The following is a 15,348-nucleotide window of genomic DNA, read 5'->3' as shown; positions in this document are numbered from 1 at the left end:
CTGCATGAGGAAAGCACCATGTCTAACTTCAGCAGCTATTACCTCAGCTGTTTACCAGCCACTATTTTTGATTTTCCACTGATTAAGAGTGGTGGTGTGTTGCAAAATAAGATTCACCAAGTACGGGAGGCTACCCAGGCACCTTTACCGATGGTCGCGCAAGGGGGCTTGGCCGTTGCCTCCTTCTTGCTGCAGAACCTGATAGATGTTGAAAAGCCAAACGGCCAAATTGTACCGCCGAACCAGTATTTTGTGGCCGCCGCTGAATCAGGTGAACGTAAGACAACCGTTGATAATCTGTTCTTTGCGGAGGTTAACGAGCTAGAAAGTGAGCTAGACCAAAAATACGCGGAGGAGGTGCGAGATTATGAGCTTGCACTGACGATTTGGAAGGCGCGAAAAAACGGACTGTTGAAAATAGTTGCAAGGAACGGAAGTGAAGTAGCCATTGAGGAGCTCTATGAGCTCGAACAACTTAAACCTGATCACCCAATAAGAGCAGGTATTCGCACACTTAGTGATGTAACGCCTGCCGCCGCCATGGCCCTATTTGATCGTGAGGCCATTCAATCCACTATATTGCGCTCTAGTGAAGGGGAGGAAATTTTATCCGGGCACGCAGCTCAGAAATTATCGCTTTGGAACTCATTATGGAGTGGTGATGCAGTGCGAGTTGACCGCAAAACGAGCACGAGCTGCGTAGTGAGGCCACGAACAACGCTGTATGTGCAAGCCCAGCCCAGCGTTTTGCAACGATTTGTTTCCAAAGGAGGTGAAAACGCACGAGGTATAGGTTTTTTTGCTAGAACTCACATTACTTTTCCGGCAACCACACAGGGCATGCGGCCTGTTAAGGAGATTATAAAGATACCCAACGATGAATACGGCGCTTGGGTAAAAGAGCTATTTCAGCACAACGTTGAAGTAGCCAATACCTCCAACTCCGAGCGTATCATCGTCCGCTTTGATAATGACGCTAAAGGGCGTTGGTTTGTGCTAGCTAACGCTATTGAGCGTGAAATTTGTCCAGGAGGGCGCTTTGCGGGCTTTGGCGATCACGCCTCCAAACTGGCAGACAACATCGCTAGGATGGCCGTGCTGCTGCACTGTGCCGAATTTGGAATAAAAGGAGAGGTGTCATTACGCACACTCGATGATGCTACTGCGCTCTGCTTTTGGTTCTCAAACGAGTTTATCCGCTTGTTTCAGGCCCCTTCAGAAGAGCAGCGTGACTACCTATCATTGCAAAGCTGGTTCAACCAGAAGCGGGCTGAAGGCTACCGCTATCTGCGCAAAAATCACGTCAGGAAATATTGTCCCAATGCGCTACGTGATGCGGGGAAGCTCAATATTCTGACAAACCTTATGCAAAATAATGGTGAGATTCGTGTTGGTGTATTGGCTAAGAAAACGATCATTGACCTATACCCAAACTACCAAGACGACCAAACGCTACTGATGACGGTAGTCAACTCATAGCTAGCCACTTGTAGCCAACCAAACAACCCCGGGCCTTTTCAGGCTCGGGGCTTTTGCATACATGGGTAATGGTAAAATATAGTGAATTTTTATAGCGCTTCATTCGCCTTAGCAATTGATATACGCTGATGTAAAGTTATTTTCTGAAGTTATGCCTAATTGAGGCAAGGGCCTCCGGTTGGCAGTCAGGGACGGAGAAGGGGGAGTATTTGGAGATCATCGATAATATCAACCGCCTGCTGGGCGACGATCTGAAACGCACCGTACAGCCCGGCGCTAAGCTCAAGATTGCAGCTTCGTGTTTCTCTATTTACGCATTTGAAGCGCTCAAGCAAGAGCTAGAGAGCGTAGACTCGCTAGAGTTCATCTTTACATCCCCTACCTTCGTGCCCCATGAAGCCACCGATACGTTTCGAAAGGCCCACCGTGAGTTCTTTATTCCCAAAGCAGAGCGTGAACGCAGCCTGCATGGCAGCGAGTTTGAAATTCAGCTCAAGAACCAACTGAATCAAAGGGCCATTGCCCGTGAATGCGCTAGTTGGATTCGGCGTAAAGCCAGCTTCCGCTCAAACCGTGGTCAAGCAGCCATGCAGCCCTTTGCTGGGGTAGAGGCGCACGCGGGCGACACCGTTTATATGCCGTTGCAAGGCTTTACCGCTGTCGATCTTGGTTACCAGCAAGGCAATGCCATTTCCAACTTTGTCACGCGGTTCAGTGACCCAGCACATACCACACAATTTATGACGCTGTTTGACCAGCTCTGGGAAGATGAAGAGAAGCTGGAGGATGTGACCGCCGCGCTGTGCGAGCATATCGAAACCGTGTATCGAGAGAACTCGCCCGAGCGCATTTACTTTTTGATGCTTTACCACATCTTTCACGAGTACCTGGAAGACATCAGCGAAGACGTTTTACCCAATGACCGCACGGGCTACCAAGATACAGTGGTGTGGCAGAAGCTCTTCAATTTTCAGCGGGATGCAGCCACTGGCATTATCAACAAGCTAGAAACCTACAACGGCTGTATCCTGGCCGATAGCGTTGGGCTTGGTAAAACCTTCACGGCACTAGCGGTGATCAAATACTACGAGCTGCGCAATCGTGCCGTGCTGGTACTCTGCCCGAAAAAGCTAGCCGATAACTGGCTGACCTATAACCGTAACCTGACCACCAACGTACTTGCTCAAGACCGGCTTAATTACGATGTGCTTTGCCACACGGACTTGCAGCGCACCACTGGCGAATCCCTAGGCATGCCACTGGATCGGGTCAACTGGGGTAATTACGACCTGGTGGTGATCGACGAGTCACATAATTTTCGCAATAACGACATCTATAAAGACCGGGAAACGCGTTACCAAAAGCTGATGAACCAGGTCATTCGCGCTGGTGTGAAAACCAAGGTGCTGATGCTGTCCGCGACGCCAGTCAATAATCGCTTTAACGACTTGAAGAATCAGTTGGCACTCGCTTACGAAGGTGAATCAGAAAACCTGACGCGTCATCTCAGTGGCACCCAGGATATCGATGTTGTGTTTAGGCGTGCTCAGGCCGCTTTTAATCATTGGTCGTCTCTGCCTCCTGAAAAGCGCACTACTAGCGCTATCCTTAAATCGCTGGATTTTGATTTCTTTGAACTGCTGGACAGTGTCACCATTGCGCGGTCACGGCGGCATATTGAAACCTTCTACGACACCAGCGAGATAGGCAGCTTTCCTAAGCGTCGAAAGCCTCTGTCATTTCATTGTCCATTGACTGAGCGTCGAGGTGTCATTGATTTCAATGAGATTTTCCAACACTTGTCACAGCTTAGACTCGCTGTTTATGCGCCTATCAGCTATATCCTGCCCAGCCGTTTGAAGAAGTACGAAGCGATGTATGACACCCAAGTGTCAAGTGGTGGAGGGAGTTTCAAGCAGGCTGATAGGGAAAAGAGCTTGCAAGCCTTGATGACAACGAATTTGTTGAAGCGGCTAGAAAGCTCGGTGGCTTCCTTTCGACTGACGTTACAAGCGCTGCAAAATAGTCATCAGACGATTCTAGATAAAATCGAAGCCTTCAAGCAAAACGGCAGTACGCAACATTTTGCTGATATTGCAGCGGCTTATGAGAACGCTGATCCTGAAGATGATGACATCCCCATGCCTGACGACAGCACGGTGGGCAAGAAGATACAGATCAGCTTGAAAGACATGGATTTACCTTCGTGGGAGCATGACCTTAACAATGACTTGGTGTGGATAGAACTGCTGTTAGAACAAATGGCAAAAGTCACGCCTGAAGAAGATACCAAGCTGCAGCATCTAGGCCGTTATGTTACTGACAAAATCGGGGCACCTATCAACCCGGGCAATAAGAAAATTCTCATCTTTACCGCCTTCGCGGACACGGCTAAGTACCTCTACCAACAGTTGTCCCCGACGCTATTAGAAGCGCATGGTCTTCACACTGCGCTAGTGACTGGTAGCGATGCCCCGGTTTCTACACTAGGTAATATGCCCGGTAGCCGCCGCCATTACGATTTCCAAGGTTTACTCACTCTGTTTTCGCCGCACTCCAAAAGCAAAACGCAGGTGTTTCCGAATGAGCCGCGTGAAATTGATATCCTGATCGCGACAGACTGCATCTCAGAAGGCCAGAATCTACAGGACTGCGACACCCTCATTAACTACGATATTCACTGGAACCCGGTGCGTATCATCCAACGCTTCGGGCGTATCGACCGTATAGGATCAACCAACGAGACCATTCAGCTAGTTAACTACTGGCCTGATATCAGTTTAGATGAGTACATCAACCTGAAAGAGCGGGTAGAGAACCGCATGGTGATTGCCGACGTCACCGCGACGGGGGACGACAACGTACTCAATGCCCAGGCCAACGACATTGCCTACCGGCGCGAACAACTTCGCCGTCTTCAAGACGAAGTCGTCGAGATGGAAGATTTGAAGTCCGGTGTCTCTATTACGGATCTGGGCTTGAACGAGTTCCGTATGGATCTGCTGGGCTATATCAAAGAGCACGGTGATTTAAGCCATCTGCCCAATGGGTTGCATAGCGTTGCACCAGCACAGCCTGACAAAGGCCTGTTTCCTGGTGTGATTTTTCTGTTGCGACACCTCACGAACTCCGGCCACAAAGCAGAAGGCGAACTGCAGCAACAGAACCGCTTACATCCTTACTACCTGGTTTATATTGGCAATGATGGAGAGGTACTGAACGATTATACTGAGGTCAAACGCCTGCTAGATTTAGCGCGCACGGCCTGCAAAGGGTATTCCAACGCTGTAGAGCCAACCTATCGTCCGTTTAATGAAGAAACCCAGGATGGCCGTGATATGAGCGTTTATTCAGCACTGCTGGATCAAGCAATTCGCTCTATGGTGGCTGCCAAGGAAGAGCGAGAGGTAGATAGTTTGTTCGGGGGCGGGACAACCACGGCCTTAGTCGATAACATACAAGGACTTAGCGATTTTGAGTTGATGGCGTTTGTGGTGATTCGCGACGCAGCGCATCAAGCCTATTAAAAGGATATCGCTGCGATTAACTGGGGGAAGGATGAAACTGAACAAAGTTGATGTCAGGAACTACCGCTGCTTTGCGTCAGTGAGCCTGTCTTTGCACCCCCAAATGACGGTGATTGTGGCGGAGAACGGTCAGGGGAAATCCACCCTGCTAGATGCGTTACGCGTTGGGCTATGGCCCTTCATCAGCAGTTTTGATCTGGCAAAGGCTTCAGGATACAGCGACCCGCAAAACGGTATTTCAGTCGCAGACGTGCGCCGTGTGATGGAGAGCAGCGTGGGGATGAAGCGTCAGTTGCCTACCATTATCGAAATGGAAGCCGATTGGGGCGAGCTTTGTTCAGTCGAGTGCGGCAACACCATGCCAGCGTCACACTGGCTTCGTTTTCGTGAAAGTGAAGCTAGTCGCACCAAAACGAGAGGGGATGGTGATACCAAACAGTTGGAGAAGTGGGCCAAAGCGCTACAGGAAACGGTGCGCAAGCCAGAAGATGCTTCTCCCTTACCCGTTTTTGGTTATTACGGCACTGGGCGCTTGTGGATGCAGAAGCGCCTACTATCAGAAGCAGATCGTCGCTCAGAAAAACAGTCTGAGAAAGACGACTTCTACGTGCGCACTTTTGCCTACCGACACTGTATGGACCCGGCCTCATCGTTCAAATATTTTCGTGACTGGTTTATCTGGGCTTGGAAAAGTCGTACCAACACGAATGAGCGTAAATCGGCAACATCAGCTGACCGAATACGCGCTCATGAACGCATTGAAGCTGTTCAGCATGCTATCGACGCTATTCTTAAGCCGACCACCGGCTGGCATACATTGGAATATAGCCTGGAAGATGGCGAAACCCTTATTCTCAATCATGATAATGCAGGCTATTTATCGGTCGACCAGCTAAGCGACGGCATACGTAGTGTTTTGGCAATGGTAGGGGACTTAGCCTACCGCTGTATTCGCCTGAATCCACATCTAGGGTCGGAAGCGCCCTCTAAAACGACGGGTGTTGTGTTGATCGATGAAGTAGATATGCACCTGCATCCTCGGTGGCAACAGCGGATTTTGCAGGCATTACAAACATCGTTTCCCTCTATTCAATTTGTGGTGACTACACATAGCCCCCAAGTGATCACAACCGTGGCGCGGGAGAATCTGCGCGTGATTCACGAAGAGGACGGGCAGTTCGATGTTGGTATGCCAGAATTCAGCCCCCTGGGGCATTCGTCAGGGGATGCGCTTTCGTATGTCATGGGGGTAACGCCCACTCCCGCCATCGACAACATTGAAGAACTGGTGGCGCAAACCGAGCAGCTGATTCGTGCAGGCAAAGAGCAAACGCCAGAAGCGCAGCAAGCTATGCAAACCCTCACGGCAATGGGCTACGAATTTACTGAAGCAGAGCTTCACACTTGGCGCTTTTTGGCAGACCTGAAAAAGAGCCGTAACAATGGTTGAACTACAGCATGGCAACACAGAACCTCATGTCCTGACAGCGTTCAAGCAGCAGCACCCTGGCTTGCAGGTAATAGACTTTAAAGAGAATCAGCAATTTCAGGCTATCAAGTACGAAATACGCTCGGCCCTTAACCTTTTGCAGGAAGGGCGCTGCGTTTATTGTGAGGCTTGGCTGAGTGATGAAGAGGGGCATATTGAGCATATAGTGCCCAAAGGTGGGCCAAATGCTCAGCCAACGCTCTGTTTCGAGTACACCAACTTTGCTCATAGCTGTTCCACGTACAACACCTGTGGGCATAGCAAACAAGCAAAAGTGTTACCCATACCACCAGGGCCGGGCTGCAATGATCACTGGACCCTAAGCACCGAAGGCGGTTATATCCAACCACTGGCGGGATTGAACCGGTCACAGCGCCACAAAGTGACGCAGACCCGCGATATGTTGGGGTTAAACAGGCACGCCGAGCTTGTACGTGACAGAAAAAAATGGATTGAACAATTTGAGGTAGTGGCGAAAGCTCACCCAGAAGCGATAGACCAGTTTATTGACAGTGCGCCGTATCGATACCTACTCGCCACACTGCTCCGGTAACGTCAGTCATGTTCTATCACTACCCAGATAAAACCCGCTTAGATCGCGTGGTAGCCAAGCAGAAGGTGCTTGCTCACACCAAGGGAAGCAACAAGCTGCGTGAGCTTTTTCGTGATGAAGTAGAGCAGATAACTTGGCATGCCAAAATAGCCCCCAGCACACTGAATTTACCCAGCACGAAGGATGTGCCTGAGCTGCAGGTGTTTGTGGTCACCCTGAAAGGTGAAGCACTCCATGACGATGTATTGAGCGCCATAGACCATGCTATCCCATTTCCCATTGTGTTTGAGCTGAAAAGGCCAAGCGGCGTGTGTCTTAAAGCGGCCTATAAACGCCCAAGCCAAGCGGATGCTAACAAATGGGTAACTGACGAAAGCTATCTTAGTAGCGGTTGGCATGCGGAGGATACAGAGCGCTATCCGCTACCACCTGCTATTCATCTGAAGGCACTCTACCACCAGTGGCTGAGTAAGCTGATACCCACGCCTAAGCGCGATGGCGAGCATTTGGAAGAACAACTGGCAAGATTTAGTGCAGCCAGCACTTTAGAGAAGCAGGCTGAAAAATTAGAGAAACGGTTGCGCAACACGAAACAATTTAACCGCAAAGTCGAGCTGAATGCCGAGCTTCGCGGCATACGAAAACAGATTACCGAATATATTGCCCACTAGGGGTCAAGCGCCTAGCAGGCCAGGAGAAAGAAATCACCATGGATAAGCTCAAAATGCATTCGCCCAACCTAACAGAGGGCAACATCGCCAAGCTGGCAGAACTCTTCCCTAGCTGCGTGACGGAAGCGCGTGATGAGCATGGCAAGGTAAAGCAAGCAATCGACTTCGATCAGCTGCGCCAAGAGCTTTCCGACCATATTGTTGATGGTTCCCAGGAGCGTTACCACTTGAATTGGCCCGGCAAGCGGGATGCTTTGCTGGCAGCCAATGCGCCGATTGCTAAAACACTACGCCCCTGCCGGGAAGAAAGTGTTGATTTTGATAACACCAAAAACTTGTTTATCGAGGGGGATAACCTTGAGGCATTAAAATTACTTCAGGAGACATATCTTGGAAAGGTCAAAATGATTTATATTGATCCTCCTTATAATACCGGTAATGATTTTGTTTATAGTGATGATTACTCTGTTTCAGTTGACGATTATCTTTTGTACTCTCAACAGTCAAGTGAGGGCAAGGGTAAGCTGGTTGCCAACACTGAAAGCAATGGCCGCCGCCATTCTGACTGGCTCTCGATGATGTATGGTCGTTTAAGACTTGCCAGAAATTTGTTGAAAGATGATGGCGTAATTTTCTTATCTATCGATGATAATGAACTTTCTAATTTAATAAAAATTTGTGATGAAATTTTCGGGGAAGATAATTTTATTGCTAATTTTGTTTGGGAGAAAAGGACAAATAGAGAAAACCGTAAGGTGGTATCATCAAGACATGACTATGTAGTTTGTTATTGCAAGAATATTTACCATAGTGAGAGAGTTCTTAAGCAGCTACCTATGAGTGAAAAAGCATTAGCTAATTACAAAAACCCAGATAATGATCCCCGTGGCTTATGGAAGTCAGATCCTGCTACAGCCCAAGCTGGACATGGAACTAAAAGTCAGTTTTATACCTTCATAGCTCCAAACGGAAAGAAGCATGAGCTTCAAAGCGGACGTTGCTGGTTATACACTGAAGAAACTATGAAAAAAGCTGCTGAGGAAGGGAAGCTTTGGTTTGGTAGAGACGGCAATGGTGTTCCAAGAGTTAAAACTTATTTGAATGATAAAGAAAGGGGGCTTACTCCAGAAACAATTTGGTTTGCTGATGAAGCAGCTACAAATGAACAAGCAAAAAATTATCTAAAAAAACTGTTTGATGGTAAATCTGTTTTTGATACTCCTAAACCAGTAGATTTAATAGAAATAGCATTGCGTTTATCTACAGAGAAAGATGATCTGGTTCTAGATTTTTTTGGTGGTTCTGCTACTACAGCACATGCAGTAATGAAATTGAATAAATTAGATAAAGGCGATCGTAAATTTATTATCGTCCAGTTAGATGAACCATGTGCTGTTAAGAGCGATGCTTACAAAAATGGGTATAAAAAAGTTTCAGATATATCAATCGACAGGATTAAAAGAGCTGCAAAAGAGCTCTCTAAGAACACAAAAGATGATGAAATGTTGGATTTAGGTCTTAGGGTATTTAAAGTAGATAGCTCTAATATGCAAGAAGTTTACTACCAACCGGGACAGCTGCGTCAGGATATGCTGTCTGATACTGCCAACAATATTCGCCCAGATCGCACTCCAGAAGACCTGCTTTTTCAGGTGTTGCTGGACTGGGGTGTTGATCTCAGCCTTCCTATATCGCAAAAAAAGATTGCGGGTAAAACGGTTTACTTTGTAGATGGTAGCGACAAGCACATGGCGTTAGCCGCCTGCTTTGATCTTGATATCGATGAGGCCTTCGTCAAGCAGCTGGCTGAATACGAGCCGCTACGTGCCGTGTTCCGCGATGCTGGCTTTGCTAACGACAGCGTCAAAATCAATGTTGAACAGGTATTTGCTCAGAAGTCACCTAACACAGATGTGAAGGTGATTTGATGAAGCTCCAATTTAAAACCCAGGCATATCAGACCCGAGCCGTTGACTCTGTAGTGGCCTGCTTCAAAGGGCAGCCGCCAAGCCGTGGGGTAACGTACCAGATCGACCCAGGCAGGGTGAGCAAGCTTTCTACCCCTATGCAGCGTGACCTTTATGCATCGCCGCAAGCGGCTGATGCGGGCTTTCGAAACGCAGATGTTGAGCTTTCTGAAATGGAGCTATTGGGCAATATAAAAGCGGTGCAGCAGCGCCAGAACTTGCCCGTTTCAGACTCGCTGGCTAAGGATGATAAAACTGGTTGTTCCATTAACCTTGATGTTGAGATGGAGACCGGCACCGGCAAAACCTACGTTTACTTGAAGAGCATGTTCGAGCTGTATGAAAAATACGGCTGGGGCAAGTTCATTATTGTCGTACCCAGCATTGCCATTCGTGAGGGTGTATATAAGTCGCTGCAAATCACCGCAGACCACTTCCAAGAAGCCTATGGCAAGAAAGCACGGTTTTTTATCTACAACTCAAAGCAGCTTCACCAAATAGAGGATTTTTCCTCTAATGCGGGCATTAACGTGATGGTCATCAACGTCCAGGCGTTTAACTCCCGTGGTGCCGATAATCGGCGGATATACGACGAGCTAGATGATTTCCAATCTCGTAGGCCTATTGATGTTATCAAGGCTAATCGACCCATTCTATTCCTTGATGAACCGCAGAAGATGGAGGGCGGCAAAACGCTTGGCTCGCTGAGCGAGTTTAACCCTCTGTTTATCGTGCGCTACTCAGCCACACACAAAACGACTTACAATAAAATCCACCGGCTGGATGCGCTGGATGCCTACAACCAAAAACTGGTTAAAAAAATATCAGTGCATGGCATCACTACCCGTGGCTTAACCGGCACGGATGCTTATCTGTACCTCGAAAATATCGAAACCTCCCGCAGCAAACCACCCGTAGCGGTAGTGGAGTACGAAGAAAAAGGGGCAAGCGGTATTCGGCGTAAGCGTCGCAAGCTGCGGCTGGGTGACAACCTTTATGAGCTGTCGGGTGGGTTAGCCCAGTACCAAGGCTTTGTGGTCTCTGACATTGATGCCAGGGTTGACCAGCTCAGCTTTACCAACGGCGTTGAACTAACGGTGGGTGATATCACCGCTGATATCTCTGAAAAGGTATTGCGTCAGATACAAATTCGCGAGGCGATCAAAGCCCATTTCAAGAAAGAGCAGCAGCTCTTCTCCCAAGGTATCAAGGTTTTAACGCTGTTCTTTATCGATGAAGTGGCCAAGTACCGCCAGTATGACGACAGTGGCGAGGTCGCAGGTGAGTACGCTCAGATGTTTGAAGAGGAGTACAACCGCGAACTCAACGAGGTGATGACGCTAGAAGACAGTGACTACCATCGCTACCTGAAGGGAATTGCCACTGAGAAAACCCACAACGGGTACTTCTCTATCGACAAGAAGTCCAAGCGGCTAGTAGACCCCAAAACGAAGGCTCGCTCGACTGAGACGGATGATGTCGATGCTTATGACCTTATTCTGAAAGACAAAGAGCGGCTGCTTTCCTTCAAGGAACCAACGCGCTTCATTTTTTCGCATTCAGCGCTGCGAGAAGGCTGGGATAATCCCAACGTCTTTGTTATCTGCACGTTAAAGCATAGCGATAACACGATCTCACGTCGCCAGGAAGTCGGGCGTGGGCTGCGTTTGGCGGTTAATCAGTTGGGTGAGCGGATGGATGACCCCATGACCGTTCACGACATCAACGGACTGACCGTAATCGCCAGCGAAAGCTACAAGGATTTCGTCACCGCACTGCAGAAAGATATTGCCGCCAACCTTTCTGAACGGCCCCGTAAGGCTGATGAGGATTACTTCAAGGGTAAACTGCTGGTGAACGATGCCGGTGAAGAGACCGAAGTAACGGATGCGATGGCGAAGGACATCTATCGTTACTTGCTCAAACATGATTACACCGATAACGATGACCACATTACCGATACCTATCACCAGGCCAAAGAAAAAGGCGTGCTAGCGGAGTTGCCGGATTCACTGAAGCCTTATGAGGCACAAATTGGTCAGCTGATCGATAGCGTTTTCAGCAATGCTCAATTGCCGCACATCGACGATGGCCGTCGCACCAAGCTCAATCCCCTCAACGATAACTTCAATAAGCAGGAGTTCCAGGCGCTGTGGGAGAAGATAAATCGCAAAGCGGCGTACTCGGTACGCTTTGACTCAGATGAGCTGATTCAAAAATGCGTCGGTTATCTGGACTTAAAGCTCCAGGTGAAGCGCCTTGAATACAAAATCGAGCGTGGCGAGCAAAATGTGGATGCCAGCTATGAAGACCTCAAGCGTGGCGAAGGCTTTACGGTTAAGGAAAGAGATAACCAAAAATACCAAGACTCAGTGCATTCAGCGGTGACGTATGACCTTATTGGTCGATTAGCAGATGGTACAAAGCTAACGCGCCGTACTATTGCTGCGATGCTTTCTAAGGTCAAGGCGAGTACCTTCAAGCAGTACGCGATGAACCCAGAAGACTTCATGATGCAGGCTGTGCGCCTTATCAATGAGCAGAAGGCGACCATGGTGGTCGAGCACATCAGCTACGACCCGCTTAATGAGACTCATAGCCAAGAAATCTTCACCATCGAGAAGCCTGAAAACCGGCTGGATACCGCTTACAAAGCCAAACGGCATATTTACGATTACGTGGTCACTGACTCCGGCATTGAGCGTGACTTTGTGGAAGATATGGAGACGCGCAAAGAGGTCGTGGTATACGCCAAGCTGCCTAAGAGTTTCTTCATCCCGACACCAGTGGGCAATTACAACCCAGACTGGGCGATTGCCTTCCATGAAAAAGGCGTCAAACACATTTACTTCATTGCAGAGACCAAGGGCAGCATGTCGTCTATGGAATTACGCAATGTGGAAGAAGCCAAGATCAAATGCGCTACAGAGTTCTTCGATACTATTGCCACCGCCCAGGTGAAATACGATGTTGTGGATTCTTACGACACCTTGCTGGATTTGGTGAGGTGATGATTGTTTTCTGTAATCAATACCTAACCAGTATTTTCGCTCGTTATAAGAGCTTACAAGAGGTGGATTTTTGAAGCTTGATATCAGTAGTTAAAACCTGGTCTTTCTGGGGAAAGGTCAGGGTGCACTCTTACGCAACTCTGTTAGTTGCCTCACCCAGCGACGTATTGTGCTCTCATTAACGTCCAGGGCCGTACTGGCTTGGCGAATCGTTAAGCTATGATCTAGCACCAGGCTGGCTGCTTTCTGTTTAAACTCAAGCGACAAAGAGCGTCGCTGCCTGGTTGCAACGCTTAAGATCAGTAGCCAGTTTTCTGAGGTGGAGTGACTCTGGTATGTGTTTAAGACATTGTTGAAGTTCAGAGGGCGTTTTTCCTGTTGTGCAATTCTAATGGTTTGAATAGCATTTTTGAGTCTATTCAATGACCGTGCCACATCACTAAGCCCATCCACAAACTGAAGTCGGTAGTGAAAATCACAAGTCCTTCGTACGATCATTTCGTTCAGGGTATCCATCACCAAGTTTCTCTCTTTGAATACCCTTTCTGCAAAGCTATAGTAATCCTCTGGACTGGTTGGACGGGTAGCAACAACGGCCGGATAAGTCTTTAATTGGGGATCTGCAAACGGTGCAAATGGATCATTGTCGGCAGAAGGATAGAGGTACGAATTAGTGACCTTAAGATCTTCATCTTCAAACAAGAGACCTTCATGTTGTTTGAAACGAACTGTGAAAGGTACGTTTTGCTTATCAAGGCGGTGCCCTGGCAGCCTTAAAAAAAAACCTTTTTGATTCTTAATTCTTGTAATAAAATCGGCTTGGACAATATGAAAATCCCCAAAGCTGGCATTGTCAACTTGAAATAGTTCTTCAAGCTCTGATAGAAAAAAACACTGAACTATTCCTATGTCGCCATCTTTCCCTTCTTGGCTAGCAAAGAATAAAGCTATCCAGGCTGTTCTAGTTAGGTCAATTAGTGGTGATAGAATGCCATAGTGCTGAGCAATGGCCATGCAGACACTTTCGGATGAACCCTCACCTTTTTGTTCTAGAAGTTGCTTCATTGCCTCACAAAACAGTGCGAGATCTTTATATCGACGCTTGCACTCCTCAATCTCAGCCTGCACGTTATTTAGCGGAAGGCCACGCAGTATCGACGGTACCAATGGCCACTTTTCGTTTCTCGTCCCTCTGAATCCTACCCCATGTTCCCTGTAGTCATCTGTATTTGGGTTGAATAAATGCCCAGCCTTAAAAGCACAAGCGGCCGCGTAAACATCAGGGTAAATGCCACCATCGGGTAACGTTCGGTAAACTTCCCCCATCTCGAACAAACTCTCCACCTCTGCGTTTGATGGTTGCACGAGGTTTGAGTTGTTTCGGTAATCCTGCAAGGAACTATCACGGCGCGGTATTGAGTATGTGATTGCGGGATCGATAAGCATATGTCGATGATCTCCTTCATAATGCCGCTCAAAGTGCGACCATCGATTCCAAAGATCTTTCCATTTCGATGAATAGCTATATTCCATACTGAGTCTCCTATTTTTCAGAATCTTGGCAAGCCCATGCCTATATCTGATCGGTCTATAAGGCCGATGTGGCCAAGGAAGTGTTAGTTGCTATACGGTATTGATTGTAAATATATGCAAAAGGGATTTGTAGAAGGCCTAAGAGACTAGAAATACCAGTAGCCCTTGTTATTACCCGATTCTTATCTTAAGAGTAAGAATAGCTAACGAAAATGATAAATCAAAACGTTAACGCGAAGTTTTGGTTTTTTCTTACAGCAAGTTAAGTGATGGCTCAGATTTCGCAATGAATCAGAAGTTAGAAAATTGTCATCGCTGGTAATGGAATAAGTAATACTGCTCTATTGCGTTTGATGTTTATCTAATGCATATTAAGTTTTTGATATTTTAAGAAATAATCTTTTTCCTTTACTTTATAACACGGGAAGATTGCTTTGAGTCGAGTGTTATTAGTACGCAGCCCTGCGCTTCTAAGTCGTCAGCATCAGGTTGGCTACGGTTGGTCCCAGATGAATTTTTCTGGCCATGCGAGCGCTGATGACTTAATGGGCGCTTTTCGCGAGCAAAATATAGAGGTTGGACGAAAAGAAAACCAAATCCGTCGGTTTTTCAATATTCAGCAGGGTGACCTGCTTGTAGTGCCAGTAAATCGGGCGATTTTGCTTGCCCGAGCAACGGGTCAGAAAAGTTTCAGCCTAGATGTGCATTATGGTGAAAATCGTGTAGGCGCTGAGTTCCTGCGTAACCCTGACGGAAGCTTAAAGCGTGTTCCTCGGGATGATCTCTCCAATGCACTAGAAACACGACTAAAAATCCGCATGGCAATTGCGCCACTGGATGAGTTCTCCGATGAGCTAGAGCGTCTCTATACCACGCTGGAAAAGGGTGGGCATAGCAGTATTAGCAGCCACTACGAAGCACTAAACAATGACTTAGTAGCTGAGGCGAAAAGCGAACTACTCAAGCGTATCCAAAAGGGTGGTACCTACTTAGCAAGTGGTGGAGAGGGCTTTGAGCGGTTGGTTATGGAGCTATTGGAGTTAGAGGGTTATAGCGTTCATCGCCCTAGTAAGCGTCACTATGCAGGTATAGCGGATGGTAAGCGCCATTAAACCGAC

Annotated in this window: 9 protein-coding genes; 8 read left to right on the top strand and 1 reads right to left on the bottom strand. The window is 47.8% G+C overall.

Annotation, left to right across the window (positions count from 1 at the left end; genetic code table 11):
- Positions 1 to 18: 18 nt before the first annotated feature.
- The 7 genes from KO116_RS15100 (at position 19) to KO116_RS15070 (ending at position 12,697) form a co-directional block, all read left to right on the top strand.
- Positions 19 to 1,479: a YfjI family protein gene (locus KO116_RS15100; RefSeq protein WP_035562884.1), complete on the top strand. Its 1,461-nt coding sequence runs from the start codon at positions 19 to 21 to the stop codon at positions 1,477 to 1,479.
- Positions 1,480 to 1,688: 209 nt separating this feature from the next.
- Positions 1,689 to 5,006, top strand: a complete 3,318-nt coding sequence (locus tag KO116_RS15095) for a helicase-related protein (protein WP_035562882.1) — start codon at positions 1,689 to 1,691, stop codon at positions 5,004 to 5,006.
- Positions 5,007 to 5,037: 31 nt separating this feature from the next.
- Positions 5,038 to 6,456 carry an AAA family ATPase gene (locus tag KO116_RS15090; RefSeq protein WP_035562879.1) on the top strand — a complete coding sequence of 473 codons (1,419 nt, stop codon included), beginning with the start codon at positions 5,038 to 5,040 and terminating at the stop codon, positions 6,454 to 6,456.
- Entirely contained in the window at positions 6,449 to 7,048 is a 600-nt protein-coding gene (locus KO116_RS15085; protein ID WP_035562876.1) for a retron system putative HNH endonuclease, read from the top strand. The genes KO116_RS15090 and KO116_RS15085 overlap by 8 nt, the downstream gene beginning before the upstream one ends.
- A gap of 8 nt (positions 7,049 to 7,056) precedes the next feature.
- Positions 7,057 to 7,719 carry a DUF4391 domain-containing protein gene (locus KO116_RS15080; protein WP_035562874.1) on the top strand — a complete coding sequence of 221 codons (663 nt, stop codon included), beginning with the start codon at positions 7,057 to 7,059 and terminating at the stop codon, positions 7,717 to 7,719.
- Between the two features lie 38 nt (positions 7,720 to 7,757).
- Positions 7,758 to 9,647: a site-specific DNA-methyltransferase gene (locus KO116_RS15075; RefSeq protein ID WP_035562872.1), complete on the top strand. Its 1,890-nt coding sequence runs from the start codon at positions 7,758 to 7,760 to the stop codon at positions 9,645 to 9,647.
- On the top strand, positions 9,647 to 12,697 hold the full coding sequence (locus KO116_RS15070) for a type III restriction-modification system endonuclease (RefSeq protein WP_035562869.1): 3,051 nt from the start codon (positions 9,647 to 9,649) through the stop codon (positions 12,695 to 12,697). The genes KO116_RS15075 and KO116_RS15070 overlap by 1 nt, the downstream gene beginning before the upstream one ends.
- Before the next feature lie 117 nt (positions 12,698 to 12,814).
- On the opposite strand, the gene KO116_RS24160 is transcribed toward KO116_RS15070, so the two are convergent.
- Entirely contained in the window at positions 12,815 to 14,230 is a 1,416-nt protein-coding gene (locus tag KO116_RS24160) for an FRG domain-containing protein (RefSeq protein ID WP_082072605.1), read from the bottom strand.
- Between the two features lie 434 nt (positions 14,231 to 14,664).
- On the opposite strand from KO116_RS24160, the gene KO116_RS15060 reads away from it, so the two are divergent.
- Complete coding sequence (locus KO116_RS15060; protein ID WP_144408601.1) at positions 14,665 to 15,342, top strand: hypothetical protein; 678 nt, start codon at positions 14,665 to 14,667, stop codon at positions 15,340 to 15,342.
- Positions 15,343 to 15,348 lie beyond the last annotated feature (6 nt).

The organism is Halomonas sp. KO116 (assembly GCF_000734975.2).
Lineage (GTDB): Bacteria > Pseudomonadota > Gammaproteobacteria > Pseudomonadales > Halomonadaceae > Vreelandella > Vreelandella glaciei.
The sequence above is the reverse complement of the archived record's forward strand: the minus strand, read 5'-3'. Positions and strand labels throughout refer to the sequence as shown.